This window comes from Phyllobacterium brassicacearum, from assembly GCF_003010955.1.
Classification (GTDB): domain Bacteria; phylum Pseudomonadota; class Alphaproteobacteria; order Rhizobiales; family Rhizobiaceae; genus Phyllobacterium; species Phyllobacterium brassicacearum.
Window position 1 is genome coordinate 31912 of sequence record NZ_PGGO01000002.1, and the last position, 22435, is coordinate 54346.

The 22435-nt window shown below is 57.4% G+C and carries 21 protein-coding genes and 1 pseudogene; 10 read left to right on the top strand and 12 right to left on the bottom strand.

Features of this window, described 5'->3' with window-relative positions; genetic code table 11:
* Nucleotides 1-233 precede the first annotated feature (233 nt).
* Nucleotides 234-947: a GntR family transcriptional regulator gene (locus CU102_RS02920; protein WP_106709490.1), complete on the bottom strand. Its 714-nt coding sequence runs from the start codon at nt 945-947 to the stop codon at nt 234-236.
* Nucleotides 948-1208: 261 nt separating this feature from the next.
* Here CU102_RS02920 and CU102_RS02925 point away from each other — a divergent pair, with 261 nt between their 5' ends.
* From CU102_RS02925 to CU102_RS02965, 9 genes and pseudogenes are all read left to right on the top strand, one after another.
* Nucleotides 1209-2294, top strand: a complete 1086-nt coding sequence (locus CU102_RS02925; protein ID WP_106709491.1) for an ABC transporter ATP-binding protein — start codon at nt 1209-1211, stop codon at nt 2292-2294.
* Nucleotides 2295-2325: 31 nt separating this feature from the next.
* Entirely contained in the window at nt 2326-3621 is a 1296-nt protein-coding gene (locus CU102_RS02930; protein WP_106709492.1) for an ABC transporter substrate-binding protein, read from the top strand.
* A gap of 63 nt (nt 3622-3684) precedes the next feature.
* Complete coding sequence (locus CU102_RS02935; protein ID WP_106709493.1) at nt 3685-4614, top strand: ABC transporter permease; 930 nt, start codon at nt 3685-3687, stop codon at nt 4612-4614.
* Nucleotide 4615: 1 nt separating this feature from the next.
* Nucleotides 4616-5437, top strand: a complete 822-nt coding sequence (locus tag CU102_RS02940) for an ABC transporter permease (RefSeq protein WP_106709494.1) — start codon at nt 4616-4618, stop codon at nt 5435-5437.
* 12 nt (nt 5438-5449) lie between these two features.
* Entirely contained in the window at nt 5450-6190 is a 741-nt protein-coding gene (locus CU102_RS02945; protein ID WP_106709495.1) for an aspartate/glutamate racemase family protein, read from the top strand.
* Nucleotides 6191-6205: 15 nt separating this feature from the next.
* A pseudogene (locus CU102_RS30215) lies at nt 6206-6461 on the top strand (DDE-type integrase/transposase/recombinase); the annotation flags it as partial.
* A gap of 142 nt (nt 6462-6603) precedes the next feature.
* Nucleotides 6604-6969, top strand: a complete 366-nt coding sequence (locus CU102_RS02955) for an ArsR/SmtB family transcription factor (RefSeq protein ID WP_106709496.1) — start codon at nt 6604-6606, stop codon at nt 6967-6969.
* Nucleotides 6966-7499, top strand: a complete 534-nt coding sequence (locus tag CU102_RS02960) for an SRPBCC family protein (protein ID WP_106709497.1) — start codon at nt 6966-6968, stop codon at nt 7497-7499. The genes CU102_RS02955 and CU102_RS02960 overlap by 4 nt, the downstream gene beginning before the upstream one ends.
* A gap of 82 nt (nt 7500-7581) precedes the next feature.
* A complete protein-coding gene (locus CU102_RS02965) occupies nt 7582-8334 on the top strand; it encodes a hypothetical protein (RefSeq protein ID WP_106709498.1) in 753 nt (250 codons plus the stop codon).
* 141 nt (nt 8335-8475) lie between these two features.
* Here CU102_RS02965 and iolB read toward each other — a convergent pair whose 3' ends face one another.
* From iolB to CU102_RS03020, 10 genes are all read right to left on the bottom strand, one after another.
* Nucleotides 8476-9285: a 5-deoxy-glucuronate isomerase gene (gene iolB, locus CU102_RS02975; protein WP_106709499.1), complete on the bottom strand. Its 810-nt coding sequence runs from the start codon at nt 9283-9285 to the stop codon at nt 8476-8478.
* Nucleotides 9286-9297: 12 nt separating this feature from the next.
* Entirely contained in the window at nt 9298-11136 is a 1839-nt protein-coding gene (iolD, locus tag CU102_RS02980) for a 3D-(3,5/4)-trihydroxycyclohexane-1,2-dione acylhydrolase (decyclizing) (protein WP_106709500.1), read from the bottom strand.
* The gene (locus tag CU102_RS02985) at nt 11133-13055 is read right to left on the bottom strand and encodes a bifunctional 5-dehydro-2-deoxygluconokinase/5-dehydro-2-deoxyphosphogluconate aldolase (protein WP_106709501.1); all 1923 of its coding nucleotides are present in this window, start codon (nt 13053-13055) and stop codon (nt 11133-11135) included. The genes iolD and CU102_RS02985 overlap by 4 nt, the downstream gene beginning before the upstream one ends.
* Before the next feature lie 18 nt (nt 13056-13073).
* The gene (locus tag CU102_RS02990) at nt 13074-14003 is read right to left on the bottom strand and encodes a TIM barrel protein (protein ID WP_106709502.1); all 930 of its coding nucleotides are present in this window, start codon (nt 14001-14003) and stop codon (nt 13074-13076) included.
* Between the two features lie 50 nt (nt 14004-14053).
* The gene (locus tag CU102_RS02995; RefSeq protein WP_106709503.1) at nt 14054-14995 is read right to left on the bottom strand and encodes a sugar phosphate isomerase/epimerase family protein; all 942 of its coding nucleotides are present in this window, start codon (nt 14993-14995) and stop codon (nt 14054-14056) included.
* Nucleotides 14996-15065: 70 nt separating this feature from the next.
* Complete coding sequence (locus CU102_RS03000) at nt 15066-16238, bottom strand: Gfo/Idh/MocA family protein (RefSeq protein ID WP_106709922.1); 1173 nt, start codon at nt 16236-16238, stop codon at nt 15066-15068.
* A gap of 128 nt (nt 16239-16366) precedes the next feature.
* Nucleotides 16367-17269: a sugar phosphate isomerase/epimerase family protein gene (locus CU102_RS03005; protein ID WP_106709504.1), complete on the bottom strand. Its 903-nt coding sequence runs from the start codon at nt 17267-17269 to the stop codon at nt 16367-16369.
* Nucleotides 17270-17339: 70 nt separating this feature from the next.
* Nucleotides 17340-18149: an ATP-binding cassette domain-containing protein gene (locus CU102_RS03010; protein ID WP_106709505.1), complete on the bottom strand. Its 810-nt coding sequence runs from the start codon at nt 18147-18149 to the stop codon at nt 17340-17342.
* 10 nt (nt 18150-18159) lie between these two features.
* Nucleotides 18160-19155 (bottom strand): ABC transporter permease, encoded by a 996-nt coding sequence (locus CU102_RS03015; RefSeq protein ID WP_106709506.1) that lies wholly within the window; start codon nt 19153-19155, stop codon nt 18160-18162.
* Nucleotides 19156-19261: 106 nt separating this feature from the next.
* Nucleotides 19262-20236 carry a substrate-binding domain-containing protein gene (locus CU102_RS03020; RefSeq protein ID WP_425351510.1) on the bottom strand — a complete coding sequence of 325 codons (975 nt, stop codon included), beginning with the start codon at nt 20234-20236 and terminating at the stop codon, nt 19262-19264.
* Between the two features lie 155 nt (nt 20237-20391).
* Between CU102_RS03020 and CU102_RS03025 the strand changes: the two genes are divergently transcribed.
* The gene (locus tag CU102_RS03025; protein WP_106709507.1) at nt 20392-21432 is read left to right on the top strand and encodes a LacI family DNA-binding transcriptional regulator; all 1041 of its coding nucleotides are present in this window, start codon (nt 20392-20394) and stop codon (nt 21430-21432) included.
* Nucleotides 21433-21845: 413 nt separating this feature from the next.
* Here the strand turns inward: CU102_RS03025 and CU102_RS03035 are convergent, their stop codons facing one another.
* Nucleotides 21846-22427 (bottom strand): YceI family protein, encoded by a 582-nt coding sequence (locus CU102_RS03035; protein ID WP_245425145.1) that lies wholly within the window; start codon nt 22425-22427, stop codon nt 21846-21848.
* Between the last annotated feature and the right edge of the window lie 8 nt (nt 22428-22435).

The window sequence follows — 22435 nt, forward strand, 5'->3', positions numbered from 1 at the left end:
TGCATTACCTGGCCTCGTTTTCACCAGGGATCAAAGCGCACGGGGATGCAGCTATGCACTGAATACGCGGGTACCGTATCCCATCTATGACATCTTCCCGGCCATCGCCAAACTTCGCTGGTCCCTTAAATTCCCGCGTATGCGCAATGATATCGAGGGCGTAATTTAATACACCTCGCGAAGTCGCAGTTCGTCCTTGAACCCACCTGGCTTGATGGACTGACGGCATAATACTAGAGACAAAGGGCCTGCCGCAGGGGCGCATTGCCCGCGAGCTTGTAGTCAAGGTCTTCCTCGATATGATCGATATGATTCCGGATCACTTCGGCGGCTCTCTTGCCATCCCGAGCAACAAGTGCATCGAGAATATCCGCGTGCTCCGATCGCGCGCAGCTCGAAGCACCCGATTGCCCGTAGAGCGCGATGACGAGTGATGAGCGGGCGACCAACTCGCGCATGAATCGTTCAAGGATCCGGTTCGCCGCGACTGATGCCAGCATGAGATGATAGTCGCCAGAAGCCTTGATGGCAGCGCGGCGCGCATTGGGCCCACGCTCGGCCAGCAACCGCTCCTCATCCTTCAGATGCGCCTGAAACAGCCTGATGTCGGCTTCTGTCATCCGCTCGGCCGCCCGCTCGGCGATTTCCGGCTCGATCACCCGGCGGGACTCGAATATCTGGCGCGCTTCATCCGGCGTCGGGTGGGCGACAAAGGCACCGCGATTTCGCTCGATCTTTACCAGCCCTTCGAAAGCCAGCATCTGCAGCGATGCACGGACCACCGTGCGGCTGACGTCGAACAGTTCACCGACTTCCGTCTCGACCAGTTTCGCTCCGGGAGAAAGCCGCCGTTCGACAATGGCATTATGCAGCGCATCACGTATAGCTTGCGCCCGATCATCCTGCACGTCGTCTCGAACCGGCAATGCGCCATCCGCTTGATTCATTGTCATACCCTGTCTGCACTATTCCTTTTAACGCGATTTGTGCGCAAGACCAGCTCCAATATTGCACACCGTTGAACAGGATTGCATACAATTTCATCGTTGATTGAAAACATGAACATATTTTGTGCGTCGCAGCATCACAGCTTCGAATTGATGTTTGTGCACTCAAATATTGAAGCAAGGATTTCAGGGAGTTAACCGACGGGACGGAAGTTGGCACGATACATGCAGAGTCTCATTCAGTCAGAAAGGGAATGCTGCATGGGCAAAGCCGCTGAAATTGATATCGTCTCCGTTTCCAAAGTTTACGGCGCCACCACGGCCGTCGATACGATCAGCTTGAAGATACCGGCAGGCACCTATTGCTGCCTGCTTGGCCCGTCGGGCTGCGGCAAGACCTCGACGCTGCGCATGATTGCTGGCCACGAAACGATCTCAAGCGGCGATATCCGCCTCGGCAACACCGTCGTCACCGATTTCCCGCCGGCAAAACGTGGGACTGCGATGATGTTTCAGTCCTACGCGCTGTTCCCGCATCTCGATTTAATCGACAATGTCGGTTTCAGCCTGAAGATGAAGGGTATCGACAAGGAGCAGCGCCGTGCCAGAGCGCTGGCCATGCTCAAACTCATGCAGATGGATGGCTACGCAACACGGCGCCCCGCACAACTTTCCGGCGGTCAGCAACAGCGCGTAGCGCTTGCCCGTGCCTTGATCACCGATCCGGAAGCGCTGCTGCTGGACGAGCCGCTATCGGCGCTCGATCCATTTCTCAAAATCCGCATGCGCGCGGAATTGAAGAAGCTACAGATAAACCTCGGCATTACCTTTGTGCATGTGACCCATAGCCAGGAAGAAGCGATGGCGCTGGCCGATCTGATCGTTGTCATGAATGACGGCAAGATCGAACAGGCCGCGCACCCGCGCATCGTGTTCGAGCGGCCCGCGACCGCCTTTGTTGCCCGCTTCATGGGTGACCACAATGTCATTTCAGGCCGTGTGACGAACAGCGTGAATGGTCTGGTAAGTTTCGAAATTCCAGAGGGCGTCTCCCTCAGCGCATCGGGCCAGGCAGAAATCGGCAGTTCCGTCGACATCGGCATCCGCACGGATCGCGTGCGCATCAGCGATGCACCCGCCCCAGGCTTCGGCTTCACCGGCATCGTCGCCAACATCGAATATCGAGGTTCTTCCGTGAAAATCTCGGTCACCGGTGCAGGCATTGATGACTTCACCGTCATCGTCAGTGATCAGGCCTTCTTTGAAAAACCTGTTGCGGTGGGCGACGCCATCCCGCTCGCCTGGGATATTAACGACGCCATCATTCTTGGCCGTCTCGACTCTTGAAAAAACCAAACAACAAAAAGGGGAATTGAAAATGACTGATACAACCGATCACAAATCAGGATTGAGCCGCCGCACATTTCTCAAGACTGGCGCTGCGGCGGCAGGCCTGGCCGCCGGCTCGGGAGCAATCACGGGGTTTCCGACGATCTGGGCGCAGAACATCAAGAATGTCACACTGCGCCAATTCGGTACCGGTGTCTCCAACCTCAACGACGTCGCCAACAAAGTGAAGGAGGATTTGGGCTTTACCTTGCAGATGACCGCACTCGATTCCGATGCGGTCACTCAGCGTGCAGTTACCCAGCCCGACAGCTACGACATTGCCGATATTGAATACTGGATCGCCAAGAAGGTCTTTCCGGCAGGCGTGATGCAGCCGATGGACGTGTCGAAGATGAAATATTTCGACAAGATCGCTCCACTCTTCATCACGGGCAAGCTCACCCCCGAAAGCAAGATCGCCCAGGGAACAGCACCACATACTGTTGGCTTCGTGGAGAGTGCGGATTCGGTCACGTTTGCGTCTGCCCCGACCAACTGGATGACGCTGATCCCGACGATCTACAATGCGGACACGCTGGGCATTCGCCCCGACCTGGTTGGCCGCGACATTACCAGCTGGGCCGACATCATGGACCCGGCCTATAAGGGCAAGGCATCGATCATCAATATTCCGTCGATCGGTATCATGGATGCGGCAATGATCTGCGAGTCCATGGGCATCGTCAAATATGGCGACAAGGGCAACATGACCAAGGATGAGATCGACCAGACAGTCGCATTCCTGATCAAGGCCAAGGGCGATGGCCAGTTCCGCTCGTTCTGGAAGACCTTTGATGAGAGCGTCAATCTGATGGCGTCGGGCGAGGTGGTGATCCAGTCAATGTGGTCGCCTGCGGTTGCCGCCGTGCGTTCCAAGGGTATCGCTTGCAAGTATCAGCCGCTGAAGGAAGGTTACCGCGCCTGGGGCGGCGGTCTTGGCCTTGCCAAGCATCTGAGTGGCATCGAGCTCGATGCCGCTTACGAATACATAAACTGGTACCTTTCTGGTTGGGTCGGCGCCTATCTCAACCGTCAGGGTTATTATTCGGCGGCTCCTGAAACCGCCAAGAAATTCATGACTGCCGATGAATGGGGTTACTGGATGGAAGGCAAGGCGGCGACTGGCGATATCGTCGCTCCGGATGGCAAAGTAATGGAGAAGGCCGGTGCGGTACGCGACGGCGGCGCCTTCGAAGCCCGCATGGGTGCCGTAGCCTGCTGGAATTCGGTTATGGACGAAGATCGCTACATGGTCCGCAAGTGGAACGAATTCATCGCCGCTTGATGTTTGAAAGTGGCCGCCCTGCCTTTGCAAGGCGGCCATCGCTTGTCACGAGGAAAACAGGCCATGGCAGCAATTGCAGCAGATGACACAACGACAAGTTCAGAGAGCGTCGTAAGGCCCCGACATACTGGGAAGGTGAGGCGCGGCGGTGCGTCCTTGTCCTCTTATCTTCAGGCAACGCCGCTGGCGGTGATCCTCGGCCTGTTTCTGCTCCTGCCCATCCTGACCATCGGCATGGTCAGTTTCTGGGATTATGATTCCGTACGAATATATCCCGACTTCGTCACCTTCAACTACACCGAGACACTCGGGTCCTGGGTGACATGGAAGACCTATCTCAACACCATCAAATTCACGGTGATCGTCTGGTTATTGACCGCGGTAATCGGCTTCTGGGTCGCTTACTTTCTAGCATTCCACATCCGTTCGGCTACCATGCAGATGGTGCTGTTCCTCATCTGCACCGTGCCGTTCCTCACGTCGAACATCATCCGCATGATTTCCTGGGTACCGTTTCTCGGGCGCAACGGGTTGATCAATTCATCGCTGATCCAACTTGGCATTGTCCCCAAAGCGCTGGAATTCCTGCTGTTTTCCGAGTTCGCCGTCGTCCTTGCCATGGTGCACCTCTACACGCTCTTCATGGTAACCCCGATCTTCAATACACTAATGCGCATTGACCGCTCGCTGATTGAGGCCGCGCGCGATGCGGGTGCCTCCGGCTTTCAGGTCTTGACAAATGTTATCATTCCACTCGCCAAACCCGGGATCGCTATTGGCTCGATCTTTGTCATTACGCTCGTGATGGGCGACTTCGTCACCGTCCGCTTCATGTCAGGCGGACAAAGCGCATCTGTCGGTCTGATGATGTCGAACCAAATCTCGCTGCTGCAATATCCGGCCGCTGCCGCCAATGCCGTTATCCTGTTGATCGTCGTCCTCCTGATCGTTGCCGTAATCCTTCGTGTCGTCGACATCCGGAAGGAACTTTGACATGCATTCAGAAAGAGGCTCCCGAGAATTCTACATCCTCGCATTCTTCTTCTCGCTGTTCGTGCTGTTCCTTTATGGACCGCTCTCGACGATCTTTATCCTGTCGTTCCAGGGTCCGTCCGGAGGCCTGACATTCCCGATGAACGGCGTCTCCGTGCACTGGTTCGGCAATCTCTTCGAGCAGCAGGCGGTCGGTGATTTCGGCGGCTCGTTCCGCCGTTCCATAATCCTCGGCCTGATGACGACCACGATAACCGTTGTAGTCTCGCTGCTGGCTGGCCTCGCCTTCCGGCGCAAGTTCAAGGGATCGACCTTTCTGTTCTATCTGGCGATTTCCAGTCTCGTCGTTCCCTCGATCCTGATCAGCCTCGGCATCGGCCTCTTCTTCCAGGTGCTGGGGATCAGGCCGGCCTGGTGGTCGTCCGGCCTTGGAGCACACCTGACTTGGACCCTGCCCTTTGGCGTACTCATCATGTTCGCTGTGTTCAATCGCTTTTCTCCCGCTTATGAGGAGGCTGCGCGTGACCTTGGCGCCACACCGTGGCAGACCTTTCGCCATGTCGTGCTGCCGATGATAGCGCCAAGTCTGGTAGGTGTCGGCCTCTTCGGCTTCACTCTTTCCTACGATGAATTTGCCCGCACACTGATGACCGCCGGCACATTCAATACCCTGCCGCTGGAAATCTACGGCATGACGACAAATGTCACGACGCCGGTTCTGTACGCCCTCGGCACAGTCACAACCGTTTTCTCCTTCCTGATCATCTTCATTACGCTGACGGCGATCATTGTCGTCGGCCGCCGCCGTGGCCGTATTGGATAAAACACAGATAAAATGCGCATTCTCCTCGTCAATCCCAATACCACTTCGAGCATGACCGCGTTGATCGAAGGCGCAGCAAAATCCGTCGCTTCCCCAACGACTGAGGTCGTCGCCAAAACATCGCGCATGGGCCCGGTGTCGATCGAAGGCTATTATGATGAGGCCTTCGCGGTACCAGGGCTGCTTATGGAAATCGCCGAGGGCGAGGCGACAGGCGTCGAGGCGGCCATCATCGCCTGCTTTGATGACACGGGGCTTGATGCAGCGCGGGCGATGGTATCAATCCCGGTTCTCGGCATCTGCGAGGCAGCCGTCGCAACGGCTGCGCTGGTTGCCCAGCGTTTCAGTATCGTCACCACGCTCGAACGGTCTATCATGCCAGTGAAGGGGCTGGTGCATCGTTATGGTATGACGGAGCGTGCTACCGTACGTGCCGCGAATATACCCGTATTGTCCCTCGATGATCCATCATCGGGAGCATCGAACAAGCTTCGATCGGAAATCGAAAAGGCGCTCGAGATTGACGCTGCTGAAGCCATCGTCCTTGGTTGCGCCGGCATGGCCGACCTGGCCCATCATCTGCAGGAGGAATATGGCGTGCCGGTCATTGATGGTGTCAGCGCAGCCGTCAAGCTTGCTGAAGGCCTGATCTCCCTTAGCCTCAAGACGAGCAAGCGCGGTGCCTATGCAACGCCCCTGGCCAAATCCTATCACGGTATGCTTGCACCCTTTGCGCCAGGATTCGCTCCCTAACCAGGTAGATCGATTCGTCAGATCATGCCCCGTATCGAACATCGGTCTCACGAGGGACTTAATAACCGGGCGGAGAATTCGCATCTGCCACTTCGAAAACGGGAGCGGGCGATGCAGGGCTTCCGGTCCCCGGGAGGTCTTCGTTTCGATCTTTTCGGCTATGCGCAACCTCTTCGTCCCGTCGCGCTCCAAATGTTCCGCATTTCAAATTCACCTCCATCGCCTCAACGCCCACGCACAATGGAAGACGGTGACAGGTGCATTAGCCTGAAATCTGACAGCCAAAAGGATTTCTCCGCCGCGAAGAGTTAACCTGACAACACCCACGAGCCAATGCGGCAACTGCACGACCGCAAGCGGATCATTCAACCAATCGGTTGACTTTCTGAAAACGCGCATTTATATTCAACCACATGGTTGAATTAGAGACACTTCAGATGAGTTCCGTCTTTCACGCCCTCGGCGACGCCACGCGCCGGCGGATGCTTCGCGAACTCGCCAGTGGCGAGCGAACGGTAGGCCAACTTGCGGAACCCTTCGCAATCTCGCTCGCCGCCGCCTCGAAGCACATCAAGGTGCTGGAGAACGCCGGGCTGATCCGTCGCGAGGTGCGCGGCCGAACCCATCTGTGCCGCCTCGACCCCGGACCGCTCGCCAGCGCCCACCAGTGGCTGAGCTTCTACGAGCGCTTCTGGACCGACCGCCTAGATGTGCTCGAACGGCTCCTTCGCAAGGAGGACGCACCCGAATCCCCAACCCACAAAGGAGACGACCAATGACCGAACACGCGACTCTGGACGCCTATGGCGTGCTGACCGAGCCTGCCACTTTGAAGATCCAGCGCCTTCTGCCCGGCCCCATCGAGCGCGTCTGGGCCTATCTCACGGACAGCGAACTGCGCAGCCAATGGCTGGCCGCGGGTCGGATGGATATGAAGGTCGGCGCGCCCGTCGAATTCGTCTGGCGAAATGATGAGCTTTCCAATCCGCCCGCTCAGCGGCCAGCCGGCTTTCCCGAGGAGCACCGGATGCAGAGCCGGATCACGGAGCTCGATCCGCCCCACAAGCTCTCCGTCACCTGGGAAGGCAGCGGCTACGTCTCCTTCGAGTTGCAACGACAGGGCAACGAGGTGTTGCTCACCGTGATCCATCGCCGCCTGCCCGATCGCGAAACCCTGCTGCAGGTCGCAGGCGGCTGGCATATGCACCTCGACATTCTGATCGCCCGCGCCACCGGCAAGGAGCCGGAACCATTCTGGGACGGCTGGAGCCGCCTCAAGCAGGAATACGACCGGCGGCTACCCGCCTGACGGAATTCACCAGGTGCAGGCTCCGCCCGGTCCAACGGGCGGAGCGTGTTGTAACCATCCGGCCATTAAGAGGATAAGAGCTATGAAAATCACCTTGGCCCTGCCAATCATCGCAATCAGCCTTATTGGCATCTCGGCACGTCCAGGCCAGGCCAATGAGACAACTATCGAGCAAATGCCAGCCAGACTCGAAACTCAGTTTGCACTAAGCGCACTGCCTCCCGCGCTGCGGGACCAGGCAACCGTTTATCTTCTCGATCCGAAGAAGGGCTATCAACTTTCCCGACAGGGAACGAGTGGTGTGACTTGTCTTGTAGAGCGCACTGTCTGGGAACTGGCCGACTTTCGCGACGACATCTATATTCCTCTCTGCTACGACGCTGTGGGCACAAAGACTTACTTGAAAGTCATCATGGACACGTCCACGCTTCGCAGTCAGGGAATGAGCCCTGTTGCATTGAAAGCTGAAATTGAAAGTCGATACAACAACAAGACCTATAAGGTTCCAGAAAAGTCAGGTTTGTCTTATATGGTCGCGCCGGTCATGCGCACCGTGGGCCCCCCTGACATGAAGGTTCATACCATGCCCATGCCGCATGTGATGTTCTATGCTCCGAGCATCACGAACGAAGACATTGGAGCATTTCCAGATCTCAGTGTTCATTCCAGTCTTCTTTATCCGTTCATTGATAAACAGGGAATCGCTGAGCAAAGCTACATGATCCAACTTATCGGAGAGGCAGAGAAGGCCAAGATCATGGCTGATGAGAAGACTCTTCTCGATGATCTCTGCACCTATCGCGATATTCTTTGTCTTCCGCATACGGAGCATTGACACGTACGGATGCGCTATCAAAAAGCGGCCGACCGAGATCATTGCGCGACTCGGCGCCGACACAGCCGATATCACTTGCCAGATCCAAAAAGACTTCATAGCCGAGATGGCGACCCGTCTTCTGATTGAGTGCACGGTTGATCATTTTGCATCTCGCTCCATGATCCACTCGACCTCAGGCGCGGGAATGAACCGCCACTTGCGCAGCGGACCGGCCATGACATTGAGATAGTACATCTCAAAACCATAAGGTGCGCCGCAGGGGTGGTGCCCTCGCGGCACCAGCACGACGTCGTGATCCTTCACTGCCATGGTCTCATCGAGAAGCCCGTCGTCGGTGTAGACGCGTTGTATGCCAAAGCCAGAAGCGGGATTCAATCGATGATAATAGGTCTCCTCGAGATAGGTGATCCGGGGGAAATCGTCTTCATCATGCCTGTGGCTCGGATAGGACGACCAATGTCCAGCTGGCGTGAATACCTCCGTCACCAGCAGACTGTCGCAATAGTCTTCACCCTCCATGGCGATATTGTTGATATGCCGCGTATTGGCTCCCTTGCCGCGCCCCGTCAGCGAAATCCCGTCGGGACCGATGCGCCGTGCACGATGGCCGCTCTTGCCGGGCGCCGAGCACACCGCGATTGTACATTCGGTTTCAGCGTCCGCCCACCAGTCACTCGCATTAGGCACATAGAGGCAATGGGGCGCCGTTTTCTCGAACACGTCCATACGGTCGCCCAGCACACCCCAGTGCTGGCCGGCCGCATGGAAAGCCGCCTTCCCCTCGACCATGACGAGGATCACCTCGCGGTCGCCAGTGGCTTCCTCGACGACTTCACCCGGCCTCAATCGGTAGACCGAAAAGCCGACGTAGCGCCAGCCGGCGGATTGAGGGGTGATCTCATGAACTTTTCCATGAGAGCCAAACGGCCTGCGCAGCAATCCGGTCATTATCTCTCTCCGTCAATCAAACGGTCGTTGATGGGCAGCGTTTTCGTTGTAGCGCGCGCGAGCGCGCTCGAGACGGTCGGGTCCTCCGACCTGGGGCACTGCGACATCCCACCAGTGACCACCAACGCCTGTGGCGGGAACAGCGTCCGTGTCGATAACAATCACGCTGGGAATATCTCGGTTCCGGGCTTCAACGATCCGGACTTGCAGTTCCGCTATCGAGGCGACTTTCTCCGCATGCGCTCCCATAGACGCGGCATGCGCAACAAAGTCGATCTCTGGCTGCGTCTCGACATTGCAGTCCTTGTACATGTTGTTGAATTCGGCGCCACCGCACTCGATCTGGAGCCGATTGATGCATCCGTAGCCGCGATTGTCAGTCAGCACGACGGTGAACGGGACGCGGCGCGTAACAGCGGTCGCGAGTTCCGAGTTTGCCATCATATAAGAACCGTCTCCGACGAAGCAGATGACTTCCTTGTCGGGGAGGGCAAGCTTGATGCCCATGGCGCCGGCGACCTCGTAACCCATGCAGGAAAAGCCGTACTCCATGTGATACCCGCCTGGCATCGATTGCCACAGCACCTGCAACGCGCCGGGCATCGTGCCTGCAGCACACATGACGACCGTGTTGTCGGTCGCCACTCTTTGCACAGCACCGATCACCTGCGCGTCGGTGGGCAGGTTGTCCGGCCCCTCCGAAGCGGGAGCTGCCGTCACCCGACCAACGGCAGCATGCCAGTCAAGACGGCTCTGACCGTTAATAGCGGCGAAACGAAACGGACCAAGTGCTGCTGTCAAACGCTCGAGCGTGACCTTGGCATCTCCCACGCAAGGCAGCGCGTCGTGCTTCATTGCGTCGTAGCCAGCGAGATTGATCGAGGCCAGTCGACGGGAAGGGTTGCGAAAAAGCGCCCAGCTTCCAGTGGTGAAATCCTGAAAGCGCGTTCCAACGCCGATGATGAGGTCAGCGTCCGCACAAAGGGCATTGGCGCATTCCGAGCCGGTGACACCCGGAGACCCGAAATTCAACGGGTGATCCCACCCGTTCGCACCCTTCCCCGCCTGAGTTTCCACGAACGGAATATTGTGGAGCTCGGCAAACGCAGCGAGTTTGGCTTCGGCTCGCGAATAGATGACACCGCCCCCGGAAATGATTACCGGCTTCCGGGCGCCGCGAATGGCTTCGGCCAGGTCGGCAACATCTCGTGGGTCCGGTTCCGGGCGACGGATGCGCCATGTCTTCTGTTTAAAGAAGGCCTCCGGATAGTCGTAGAGTTCGGCTTGAACATCTTGACTGAAACCAAGAGTGACCGGACCACAATTAGCAGGGTCGGTCATTACGGCGAGCGCCCGCGGCAGGCACGTAAGAAGATGCTCTGGCCGGGAAATGCGGTCAAAGTAAGCAGATACTGGTCGGAAGCAATCGTTGGCGCTGACCGTACCGTCGTTCATATCCTCGATCTGTTGCAAGACTGGATCCGGACGGCGATTGGCGAAAACATCGCCCGGGATGAACAACACGGGCAGACGATTGACGTAAGCGAGAGCGCAAGCCGTCACCATGTTGAGCGCCCCCGGCCCGATCGAGGAAGTAACCGCGTGGGCTCGAGTGCGCTTCAGCGTCTTTGCGTAAGCAATCGCTGCGTGAGCCATCGTCTGTTCGTTCTGGCCGCGCCATGTCGGCAGCGCATCGCCGATCCCGTGCAGCGCCTCTCCGATACCTGCCACGTTACCGTGTCCGAAGATTGCCCATACGCCTTCGATGAAGCGTTCGCCCTCTTCAGTCATCTGTAGGGACAGCCATTTCACCATGGCCTGCGCAGCCGTCAGTCGTACCGTCTTTGTCATGCTGCCTTCTCCCGTGCGACGGTCCTGGCCTGATCCCAAATTGAGCACAGGCGCCGATAGCGATCCGCCATCTCTTCGATGGCCGTCTCGTCTTCCATTTCACCTGTCATCCAAAGCCTTGCGACCTCGCCGAAAATTGTCCGGCCAACCGCGAAGCCTTTGACCAGAGGGAATGCCGCAGCAACCTCGAAACTGGCCGCCAGCTCTACCTCCGGCGCATCCAGACCCAACACCACGATGCCACGCGTGTAGCGGTCATTTTTTTCGATCGCGGAGATGGTGTTAGCCCAGGCGCCTTGCGTCTTCATCGGTTCGAGCTTCCACCAGTCCGGAAAGATGCCGACGTCGTAGAATTGCTGGATCAAAACAGCAGTCGTCTCGTCCCCGACCGGCCCGACCTTTGACGGAATGATCTCCAGCAGGAATTCAAGGCCGTTTCGCCGCGAGGCTTCGAATAGACGTTTGATCGTCTTTTCCTGGTCCGCGCGCGTTTCAGCATCGTCGTCCGGATGGCAGAAGCAAAGTACCTTGACGACGTTTTCCCGCGCCCACTCACCAAGGCCGCCGTAATCGCTTCCCAATTCTGGTTCCAGAGCGAGTGGCCGCGACCCCGGCCACTCGCACGGCCGTCCAATCCACAGGCCGGACCCCGACGCAGCCTGAAGCGCTTTTCTTCCGATCCGATTGTCACAGAGAATACCGTAGCCGAGCCGTCCGGCCTGAACTCGCATGGCTGCCTGAAGGCAAAGCTCCTTGAAGGCGCCCCCCTTTTCGGGCGTGAAGCCCGGCATCTGCTCAAGCTGCATGCGGTGATCGAAGGCGAAGACCCGATATTCCGGCCAGTCTTCTGCGTGATTGCGATGGCGGTTTGTCGACCAGTGGATCTGCTCGAGCTCGGCATCGTTGCGCAAATCCGGCTGTTTGATGCCACGTTCCAGAAAGAACTCCAATTCCTCCAATGACGGATAGGCCGGCGTGCAGCCATGCCGGGAAACGGCGAAAGCGCCGCAAGCATTGGCGTATTTGAGCGTCGTCGACCAGTCCTTGTCCTCAAGCCAGCCTTTCAGCAAACCAGAGAAGAAACCGTCTCCTGCCCCAAGGACATTGAACACTTCAATCGGGAAGCCCTCGCCCGACACGCCCTCATCAAGATTGTCGGGGATTGCGCCATCGAATGCGACCGCACCCTTGGCGCCACGCTTGCAGACGAGCGTCGCTGCGGATACGCCACGAACGGCCCTGAGCGCTGCCACAGTGTCCGTCGTGCCACCGGCAATGTGGAACTCTTCCTCGGTACCGACGATCAGATTGAAGAAATGGAGTGTCGACTGGAGTTTATCGGTCACCTGCCGGCTCGCCACGAACCGGCTTTCCCCGTCGCCATGACCGGCGACGCCCCAGAGGTTTGGCCGATAGTCAATGTCGAGGGTCGTTTTAGCTCCGTACGCACGCGCGAACCCAAGTGCTTTTAGGACGGCCGCTTCTGTCCGGGGATTGGACAGATGCGTGCCGGTGACGACCACGGAGCGAGCAGACGCAATATACTTTTCGTGGATGTCGCCTTCATTGAGTGCCATATCGGCGCAGTTCTCGCGGTAGAAAATCAGCGGAAATGTGTCCTCATCTCGAATTCCGAGGAGAACCAGCGCTGTCAGCCGCTCCGGATCTGTCATCACGCCACCTGCGTCGACGCCTTCGCGTTGAAGTTGTTCGCGGATGAAGCGGCCCATATGTTCGTCGCCAACTTTCGTGATCAGGCCGGACCTCAGTCCAAGGCGCGCCGCGCCGCAGGCGATATTGGTCGGTGACCCGCCAATATATTTGTTGAACGAGCCCATATCCTCCAGTCGTCCGCCAACCTGTAGGCCGTAGAGGTCGACCGAGGACCGGCCGATAGTGATGACGTCGAGTGATTTCATGTCAAGACTCCGAATTGTTCAGAAACCGGTGCGCGCGAGGAAAGAGCGGCTGGCCGCCAAATCCTCAAGGATTGAACCGGTGTTACGCGGATCGCGCTCCTGTTCGATGGTGATGTAGCCGCTGTAATCAAGTTCTGTGAGAAGTGTGCGGATGGCTGGATAATCGATCGAGCCACGCCCGATCGGACACATGACGCCTTTGGCACAAGCATCGAAGAAGCGGATACGCTCGCCCATCACTTCCCGGTAGGTTCCGCTATCGATGTCCTTGAAATGGATATAGTCGACGCGGTCCCAATAGCGGCGCAAGGTGGCAACGGGGTCCATCCCGGAATAGGCCATATGCCCGGTGTCAAGGCAGAGGCCTGCCAACTCGGCGGGAACGTCGTCCACGATACGCTTCAGTTCGTCGGCAAATTCGATATAGCCGCCGGCGTGCGGATGGATAGTGGCGCGTACACCATATGTGTCACGAGCAAGCGTCGCGACGGCGCGGATGTTTTCGACCATCGCGTCCCACGCGACATCGTCAAGTCGTGGGGCACGGTCCGAATGACCGGCAGCATAGTCTCGCTCCTCATGTCCCCAGTCCATCACCGTCAGAAAGGGCGCCGCATAGCGCTGGCCCGGATGGGTCTCGGGCTTCGGCAATCGGGTGATCAGCGCGCAAATCTCTTCGGTCTGGCGCAGCAGATTGTCTCGGTTCGACGGCGAAACGAGATCGTCAAAGATTGTTCCAGCGACAACCTTCAGGCCGCGTTGGTTGAGCGCCTCAGACACCAGGCCAAGGTCGAGCGGCAGATAACCGTACGGTCCGAGCTCAAGTCCGCCAAATCCGGCCACCTGCGCCTCGTCGAGCACCTTCTCCCAAGGGGGCAGATGCGGGTTCTTCACATCATCGACACCCCAGCAGCAGGGCGCGGTAGTAATGGTGATCGGGTTAGCCATCTCGTCCTCAAGGTGGTTGGCGGGGGCCGCGACAGCGGCCCGCGCCGAAATCAGCGGCTGATCGTCGCTTGCAGCGCGGCAATGGAGGACTGGATGCCGGCCTCGGTCGACATGGTGAAGTCTTCCATCTCGAGGCTGACCCAACCATTGTAGCCGACCATGCGGACCACCGAGAAGAACTCCTTCCACCATTGCAGGTCGTGGCCTGCCCCGACGGCAACGTAATTCCAGGAGCGGTTTGCAACGTCGGTTACGTCCTTCAGCTCAAGCAGGCCGTTTACATCCGCGAGCCCGCGTTCGATACGGGTATCCTTGCCATGGCAATGGTGAATGGCCGGACCGAGTGCACGCGCCGAGGCGATCGGATCGGCGCCCATCCACATCAGGTGCGACGGGTCGAGATTCATGCCAACGGATGCGCCAACCTCGTTGCGCAGGCGAAACAGGGTTTCCGGGCTCCAGACGAGCATAGCCGAGAAGTTTTCAAGCGCGTATTTTTCAACGCCTACTTCCTTGGCGAGTTTCACCAGATCGTGCCAAAGCGGAAAAGCACGGTCTTCCCACTGATAACGATCGCGCTCAGGCATCTCATCGGGCCAGCTCTTGGTGTAGACAAGCCAGTTGGGCACGTTGTCGCCAGGTGCCGCTTCCGGCAACCCGGACATCGTCACGATGGTCTTGATCCCAATCTCGCCGGCGAGACGGATGGTTTGTTCCATCTCCTTGCGATGACGCTTGCCCATGTCACCGGGATCGAGGGGATTGGCCGAACAATTCAGTGCCGCGATCTTAAGACCGCGCGCTTCGATTTCCTTGAGTTTGGTTTTCAAGAGCCCCTTGTCGGCCAGAAGGTCGTCAGCGCGAAAATGCGGCGCGCGGGACCAGCCGCCACCAGTCATTTCAATGCCTTCAACACCGAGCTTTACACATTTGTCGAGCATATCGGTGAATGACAGGTCGCCCATCACGTCGGTGCAGATCGAAAGTTTCATTGTGCTATCTTTCCGGAGTAGAGATTGTCGGGGCGCTCGATGACGTGGGCAGCGACGCGCCTCTCTTTGGTCACTTGAAATCGACCCAAGCGGAGCCTGCATCGGCCGAACTGACGCAGTTTTCCAACCAGCGGACACCTTCGGTGCCCGCCTTGATGCCGGGGTAGTGGTGCGTCTTCAGGAAGGCTTCGTCGCCGCGATTTTTCGCGTCGATCGCCTGCGCAATCCAGAGATAGATATTCGACCAGCTATCGCCGAGACCTTCCGTATGCAGCGCACCCATACGATCAGCGACAAGGCTTTCCTCTTCAAGATAGGGCATGCCGTGATGCAGGATGCGATTCGGTTCACCCTGAACTTCGTAGATCAGCTGGTCAGGATGCGCGTCGGACCATTCGACGGAAGCCTTTGAACCAACGAAGCGATACCGCTGCGAACCCATATTGCCTGCATTGACAGACGAAACCCACAGGCGGCCACGAGCTCCGTTGTCATAATGCATCAGAACTGTTGCATGGTCCTCGAGCGGCGCACGGGTCGGGATGAAGGCTTTGCGGTCGCAGAGTAGCCTTTCGATCTTCAGATGCGGCAGAACTACTTCGGAGAGGTAATAGAGATGCGTGCCGATGTCGCCGAGAACGAAAGTCGGGCCAGCGGTCGTCGGATTGGTACGCCATTTTAGAGCCTCGCCCGCGCCAACGTCGTCGCCAGCATTGAAGCCATGGGTGTACTGCATATCGACGATGCGGATATCACCGAGCATGCCCTTCTTCACCATGGCTGCCATCTGAAGAACCAGCGGATGACCGGTGAAACCATAGGTTACCCCGACGATCAGGCCCTTTTCCTCGGCCAATTTCGCAACTTCATCGCATTCCTCAACGGTAAAGAATAACGGCTTCTCGCAGATCACATGGAGGCCGGCTTCAAGGCAAGCCTTGGTGATTTCGTAATGTGTGAAGTTTGGCGTGGCAATCGAGACGACTTCGACACCGTCCTCACGTGCTGTCTCCTTGGCGATCAGTTCCTTGTAATCGGCATAGCAGCGATCAGCCTCGACACCGAGTTTGACGCCGAAGTCGCGGCCACGCGCGGCGTCGAGATCGAAGGCCCCGCAGATGAGCTTGTAGGTCCCGTCGCGCAAAGCTCCGGTCCGATGCTTATAGCCCACCTGACCGGTGCGTCCACCGCCGACCATACCCCAGCGCAGAGGCCGTTCTATCAGTCGTTCGCCATTTATCATGTCTGTTCTCCTCCGGCCTCGTGCCGGCTTTGGTTTGCCAAAGCTTCCGCCCGGCGGCGGGACGGTCCCGTCGCCCACGTAAGCTGTCTCGTTGAATCTGGCCTGTGTGGTTGCTTCCGCGCCCTGGCCTATTTCTTCCAGTATTTGTCCACGTAACGCTGCATCTCGGAGCGCATGAACGTGCCCGAATGGTCGGCCTTGTCCTCCCAAGCGAAGACGCAGGCCGTCATGATACCGTCAAAGCCCACCTCGGCCAGTGTGCCGAAGAAATCGTCCCACGGCACTTCGCCCTGGCCGATATTAAGATGCTGATGGACGCGCGCCTGCGTGCCCGGCGGATTGAGAATGTAACGCAAGCCCGAACTGGCCTTGTGATTGAACGTATCGCCAACATGAACATGGGCCAACACATCAGCACATTCCCGCAGCATCGCTTTCGTATCGTCGCCGAAGTAGAAAGTGTGAGGAGCGCAATAAAGGAACTTGACGTTATTGGAGTTCACCGTGCGGATGATGTCCACGGCGGGTTGCAGTGTCTCGCACCAGTCTTCGGGATGTGGCTCGACATGCAGGTTGATGCCTTCCCTCTCGAAGAGAGGCACCAGATCCTCCATCGAGCGCCACCATGCATCCTCACAGGTCTCGATCATGCTGCCGGTGTGGCAGCAGTAGCAGGATCCCTTGTCGGGATGCGGTCCGCGGCCGAATTCCGAGTTCATCACATCCACTTCCATCTCGACCGCGATCTCGATGGCACGCTTCCAGTGCTTGACGGCAGCTTGCCGCTCGGCCTCGTCGTTGGAGGCCCAGCGATACATCGGCAGGATAGAAGCAATTCCGACGTTTGCACCCTTCAGTGCACGCTTGAACGATTTGATCCGATCAGGAAACACGCGGGGCGCCTTGAACCACTCAAGGAAGTCTCCGCGAGGAGAAAGTTCAATCCAGTCGTAGCCGAGTTCTTTCACCTTGGCAGGCAGTTGCTCAAGGCTTAAATGGCGATGCATGAACGGGTCGAGAGCGATTTTCATATGTATTACTCCGAGTGTCGGCGGCTGTTAAAGAAGCCCCGGCCGGTAGCGGCCGGGGCAGGTTCGGCGTTCAAGCCGCGGGAGGATTGTGTTGTGCTGCGAGATGGCCTTCGATCTCAGCCTCGAGTTCCGCCATGGCTTCGCCGCCTGCCATCAGGTCGGTGATCTCTTCGCGGGACCTTTCGCCCTTGCGGAAATCGGCGGCAACCGCGCCACGGATCAGCACCGCAAAATGGTCGCCGACGGTCATCGCATGTGTCACCTGATGGGTGATAAAGATCACAGCGAGGCCACGTCGACGTGCCTCCAGCACGATCCGCAGGACGTGCGCCGCTTCCTTGACGCCAAGTGCCGCGGTAGGCTCATCAAGGATCAGTACCCTGGCTCCGAAGTGTACGGCCCGGGCGATTGCCAGCGATTGGCGCTCGCCACCCGACAGACCGCCGATCAGCCGGTCGCCGTCATCGATGCGGGTGATGCCGAATTCCTGCACAGCCTTGACGGCAATCTCGTTGGCCTTCTTCCGGTCGTAAACCTTGAACGGGCCGAAGCCTTTGGTTGGCTCGACACCGATGAAAAAGGATCGGCCGATCGACATAAGCGGGAAAGTGCCGCCGAACTGATGCACCGTCGAAATCCCGGCTTCCTGGGCATCCCGAGGGCCGCGAAACTCGACGGGTTTGCCATCCATCAGCAGCTCGCCGGAACTGGGCTTGAAGACGCCAGCCATGGTCTTGATCAGAGTGGATTTGCCCGCTCCGTTATCACCGAGGAGGCAGAGCACTTCACCTGCATGCACCTTGAGCGAGATGTCGTGAAGCACATCGATCGGGCCGAAGGACTTGTCCACGTTTCGTAATTCCAAAATTGGAGTGATCATCACATATCCCTCACTTCTTCTTCGGCCTGTAGGCCAGCGCCATGTTGCGGAAGGTGTTGTTCATCAGGACAGCCAGTAGCAGCATGATGCCGATGATCAGGCTCGACCAGTTGCGATCGAACGTCGTGAAATAGATGCCCTGATTGACGATGGCGAAGGTGATTGTGCCGAAGAATATTCCGATTACTGAGCCGAAGCCGCCCGTAAGCAGAACGCCGCCGACGACAACCGAGATGATCGAGTTGAAGATGAAAGTCATGCCGCCCGAAACCTGTGCTGAATTGAAAAGAATGGCCTGGCACATGCCCACGAAAGACGCGCTGGTAGCTGAAAGGACGAAGAGAATGATCGTCAGACGTGTGGTCGGGATCCCGGCGTTGCGGGCGCTGACCTTGTCGCCGCCCATCGCAAAAATCCAGTTTCCATACGGCGAGTAGTGAACGAAAAAGATAAAGAGGGCTATGATGGCGAACCACCACAGGATGATCACCTGGAATGAGCCGCCGACAAACTGACCGAAGATGAACTTGGCCAATGGATCGGCTGTCAGAGCCACGCTTGTCGTGCCTGTCACGAGAACTGAAAAGCCCAGCAGAAGGCCCTGAACAGCAAACAGTGTACCAAGCGTAACGATGAGCGACGGGACCGCAGTGCGCACGACAAGAATGCCATTAATCAGGCCCACCCCGAGACCAAGAAAGAGCGAACCAAGCATACCGACCCAGATCGGTAGATCATAATGGCCGGAAAGTACCGCGACCATCATAGATCCTGCAGGGATCATCGCGCCGATAGAAATATCGAGTTCCCCCGCTATCATCAAAAGCCCGATTGGAAGCGCGACAATGCCGAGATTGGCGGCCACGTTGAGCCAGCTCGCCGCTCCGGCGGGCTCCAGAAATTTGGTGCTGCCGAAGATGACGAAGAACACAAGCACGGCAATAAGGCCAAGAAAGGCGCCCGCCTCGGGACGGCGCAGGAGGTTGCCGAAAGAAAGGTTGTTCATGTGCGATACCCCAATTTTGGGCTTGAGTTACGGACGCCGTGGGCCAGACACTCGGTACACTCCGCCCGCAGATCGATGTGCGGGCGGTGAGCCGGTTTCGATCCTATCAGCGGGCGCCTTTTTCAACGCCAGCAAGCGTCACATCGATATTCGATGCATCGACAATTCCAGGACCGGTGAGGACCGGAGCGGTCGGCAAGTTGGTGCCGTAGTCGATATGCGAGGCAAGCAGCGTTACGCCGAGCAGCGACTGCAGATAGGGCTGCTGGTCGATTGCAAAGGTCTGCGTACCGTCTTTGATGCGCGCTAACCCGGAGGCGTTCAGATCGAAGGTCCCATGGAAGACTTTTCCGGCCTTGCCCGCCTGCGCGATGCCACTTGCAGCCGCGTCGGCATCTGTGGCGCTGACATTAAGGATGCCGTCAACGGTGTCGTCCTGGAGCAGCGTTGCCTTCGTGGCTTCTGCGATGGCGGTCTGGTCACCGAAGCTCGTCGCCGGAAGTGGGAGTTGCTTGCCCGCCCCCCCCTTTCCGGTGATGCCATCAATAACACCCTTGCACCGGGCCTCCTGGTTCGCCGCACCTGGAACGGTGTTAACGCAAATGACGTTCTTGGCACCCTTGGAAGCAAAGTACTCTCCGGCGGCCTTGCCAGCGGTGAATTCGTCTGAGCCGACATAATTGATCGCACCAAGCTCACGGGCCTTATCGATACTTCCGGCGTTCATCAGGATAACTTTTATATTCGCCGCGACAGCCGCCTTGATGGCCTCGTCTTCCGCCTCTGGTACCCAGTTCGGGACAACGATGCCGGTTACGCCTTGGCTGATGGCAGTGCGCACAAGCTGGGCTGCGTCAGGTCCGAGATTGTCATAGGTTTGCAGCTGCAGGTAGCTTACGGAGCCGCCGTTCTTCTCAACCACTAAGCGGGCATCATCAACGCCCTTCTTGATGCGGTTCCAGAACTCGTCATCCGTCTTGCCGCCAACGACAGCGATGTTTGCAGCAAATGCCGCCGGAGCGGCGAAGGACACAATAGTGGTCGCAAGCAACGCTGCACAAAAGTGCTTCATATGTTTCATCAAAACTCTCCTCCCAAATCCATCCATCGATGGCTGCAGTAATTGCGTATTGATCTGTAGCGCTTGGAATGCCAGAATGGAACCATCTTGGCTGACAGAGGATCATTTCATTCCAAAGCATGCCATTCACAAATGACACAGAACGGAACTTCTGAATGAACAGACCAACCATCTCTGATCTGGCGAAGACCGCAGATGTCAGCCTCTCGACGGTAAACAGGCTTCTGCACGGGACGGGCACGGTTCGACCGGAAACGGTAGACCGCATTCTGGATGCCGCCGATGAGATTGGTTTCTATGGCCTGGGGGCCCTGCGGCAGCGTAAACGCGAGAACCTCCCGCATCGAAACCTGGGATTCCTGATGCAGCAGTCTCACCGTCCGCTCTATCAGATGTGGGCAGAAGCACTAATGTCGGCCTCGATGCGACGAACCGATGCGGTCATCGAGCCTAATGTTGTCTTCGAAGATGATCTTTCACCCGAAGCGGTGTCAGCCAATCTGCTGAGCATGGGACAGACCTCGGACGCCATTGCCGTCGTGACGGCCGATCATCCGCTTGTCAGTCAGGCAATCGATGAATTGCGCGGCAGGGGCATTCCGGTTGTGGCGTACGTGACCGACTTGTCGGCCGCTAGCCGGGCAGGCTTCGTCGGGACGGACAACTGGAAGAGGGGACGCACGGCAGCGTGGTTTATCAGTCAGACGGCGGATGGTCCGGGCAAAGTGTTCCCCCTCGTCGGGAGCAATCGCTATCAATGTCAGGATATCGCAGATGCCAGTTTTCGCTCCTATATGCGCGAGCATGCTCCCGCATACAACGTTAGCGAAACGCAGCTCACGCACGAGGTACCCGACAATGCCTACTCTATTGTTCGCCGCCTGATCGAAGAAGAGCCTGACCTTAGGGGTATTTTCGTAAACGGTGGCGGGATTTCCGGCGTCTTGCGCGCTTTGCGTGAATTGCCGCTGGACGAGCAGCGCACGATACGGATCGTTTGTTCTGACATCGGACCCGAAACTCGCAAAGGATTGAGCGAAGGCTTGATCACCGCATCGCTTTGCCACCCTCTAGATAAGATGCCGCAGGAACTGATTGATGTCATGCTGCGCTTGATCGAGCGGAGGGATGCCGCATCAATCGAACAAAGAATCGTCCCGTTTGACATCCTGACCCCGGAAAGCATTTGGACGTAGCTTTTACCAAAATCATTCGGCGGTTTCATTGCGTCAACCTACAATACGTGATCTAGCGAACGCCGATAACGTATTGATTTCAAAGGTCACTCGCGTTCTTGCGTTTCCGAAAGGGTTAAAGCCAGCTACCAGCCAGCGGGCAACGCTTGCGGCACAGCAGATCGGCTTCAATAGCTTCGATCTCATTGGAAGCCGAACTCCTTCCACTGGTGCAAAGCGAGTTCGTATACAAGCGCCCCCAACACCATCTTATCTTCGGGAAATCGCTCATCTACGAGAAACCAGTGCACGATCTCGTCTCTTCGATCGGACTCGTCTATGCCGTGATAAGCACCAAGAGCCTCGAATGAGGATCCATGGCAAGACATCAAAGGCAAGCTATTCGACGTGCAAACTCAAAGTTCTTGCGGCTTCTAACGACCTCTGCCTTCAATCTCGATGAAAAGCTTTACATCATCTCCTATCATGCCAAGTGCAGCCTTCATCCCGAAGTCGCTTCGCTTGACAGTCGTCTCGGCGCTGAAGCCAACGACATGACTCTTGTCCCAAGGGTTTTCGCCTTCCTTGTTGAAGACGACGTCCAGAACGGCAGGCTTGGTGACGCCTGCAATTGTCAGGTCGCCGAGGATGGTTCCTGATTTCGCGCCGGTCGTTTTGAATTCGTTGCCAACGAAAGTGATATCCGGGAATTCGGTAGCATTGAACCAGTCAGCGCCCTGGATGTCGCTGTCACGCTGTGTATTGTTGGTGGAAATGCTCGCGACCTTCACCTTCACATCAAGCGAACTCGCTTCTGGCTTGGCTGTGTCAAACTCGAAGGTTCCTTCAAAGCCCCTCGCAACACCAATGACACGCGAGAAGCCAAGATGGTCGATGAAGAATGCGATGTTGGAATGAACGATGTCGATATCGAAGGTTTTTGCCTGAAGCTGTCCTGGAGAAAGCACGGCGGCAAAAGCGGCAGATAAGATGTGGGCACGCGTAAGCTTGAACATTGACATTT

Excerpts from the sequence above, each read along its gene's own strand:
- CU102_RS02920 (WP_106709490.1), bottom strand. The coding sequence starts at position 947 with ATGAATCAAGCGGATGGCGCATTGCCGGTTCGAGACGACGTGCAGGAT.
- CU102_RS02925 (WP_106709491.1), top strand. The coding sequence starts at position 1,209 with ATGGGCAAAGCCGCTGAAATTGATATCGTCTCCGTTTCCAAAGTTTAC.
- CU102_RS02930 (WP_106709492.1), top strand. The coding sequence starts at position 2,326 with ATGACTGATACAACCGATCACAAATCAGGATTGAGCCGCCGCACATTT.
- CU102_RS02935 (WP_106709493.1), top strand. The coding sequence starts at position 3,685 with ATGGCAGCAATTGCAGCAGATGACACAACGACAAGTTCAGAGAGCGTC.
- CU102_RS02940 (WP_106709494.1), top strand. The coding sequence starts at position 4,616 with ATGCATTCAGAAAGAGGCTCCCGAGAATTCTACATCCTCGCATTCTTC.
- CU102_RS02945 (WP_106709495.1), top strand. The coding sequence starts at position 5,450 with ATGCGCATTCTCCTCGTCAATCCCAATACCACTTCGAGCATGACCGCG.
- CU102_RS02955 (WP_106709496.1), top strand. The coding sequence starts at position 6,604 with ATGGTTGAATTAGAGACACTTCAGATGAGTTCCGTCTTTCACGCCCTC.
- CU102_RS02960 (WP_106709497.1), top strand. The coding sequence starts at position 6,966 with ATGACCGAACACGCGACTCTGGACGCCTATGGCGTGCTGACCGAGCCT.
- CU102_RS02965 (WP_106709498.1), top strand. The coding sequence starts at position 7,582 with ATGAAAATCACCTTGGCCCTGCCAATCATCGCAATCAGCCTTATTGGC.
- iolB (WP_106709499.1), bottom strand. The coding sequence starts at position 9,285 with ATGACCGGATTGCTGCGCAGGCCGTTTGGCTCTCATGGAAAAGTTCAT.
- iolD (WP_106709500.1), bottom strand. The coding sequence starts at position 11,136 with ATGACAAAGACGGTACGACTGACGGCTGCGCAGGCCATGGTGAAATGG.
- CU102_RS02985 (WP_106709501.1), bottom strand. The coding sequence starts at position 13,055 with ATGAAATCACTCGACGTCATCACTATCGGCCGGTCCTCGGTCGACCTC.
- CU102_RS02990 (WP_106709502.1), bottom strand. The coding sequence starts at position 14,003 with ATGGCTAACCCGATCACCATTACTACCGCGCCCTGCTGCTGGGGTGTC.
- CU102_RS02995 (WP_106709503.1), bottom strand. The coding sequence starts at position 14,995 with ATGAAACTTTCGATCTGCACCGACGTGATGGGCGACCTGTCATTCACC.
- CU102_RS03000 (WP_106709922.1), bottom strand. The coding sequence starts at position 16,238 with ATGATAAATGGCGAACGACTGATAGAACGGCCTCTGCGCTGGGGTATG.
- CU102_RS03005 (WP_106709504.1), bottom strand. The coding sequence starts at position 17,269 with ATGAAAATCGCTCTCGACCCGTTCATGCATCGCCATTTAAGCCTTGAG.
- CU102_RS03010 (WP_106709505.1), bottom strand. The coding sequence starts at position 18,149 with ATGATCACTCCAATTTTGGAATTACGAAACGTGGACAAGTCCTTCGGC.
- CU102_RS03015 (WP_106709506.1), bottom strand. The coding sequence starts at position 19,155 with ATGAACAACCTTTCTTTCGGCAACCTCCTGCGCCGTCCCGAGGCGGGC.
- CU102_RS03020 (WP_425351510.1), bottom strand. The coding sequence starts at position 20,236 with ATGAAACATATGAAGCACTTTTGTGCAGCGTTGCTTGCGACCACTATT.
- CU102_RS03025 (WP_106709507.1), top strand. The coding sequence starts at position 20,392 with ATGAACAGACCAACCATCTCTGATCTGGCGAAGACCGCAGATGTCAGC.
- CU102_RS03035 (WP_245425145.1), bottom strand. The coding sequence starts at position 22,427 with ATGTTCAAGCTTACGCGTGCCCACATCTTATCTGCCGCTTTTGCCGCC.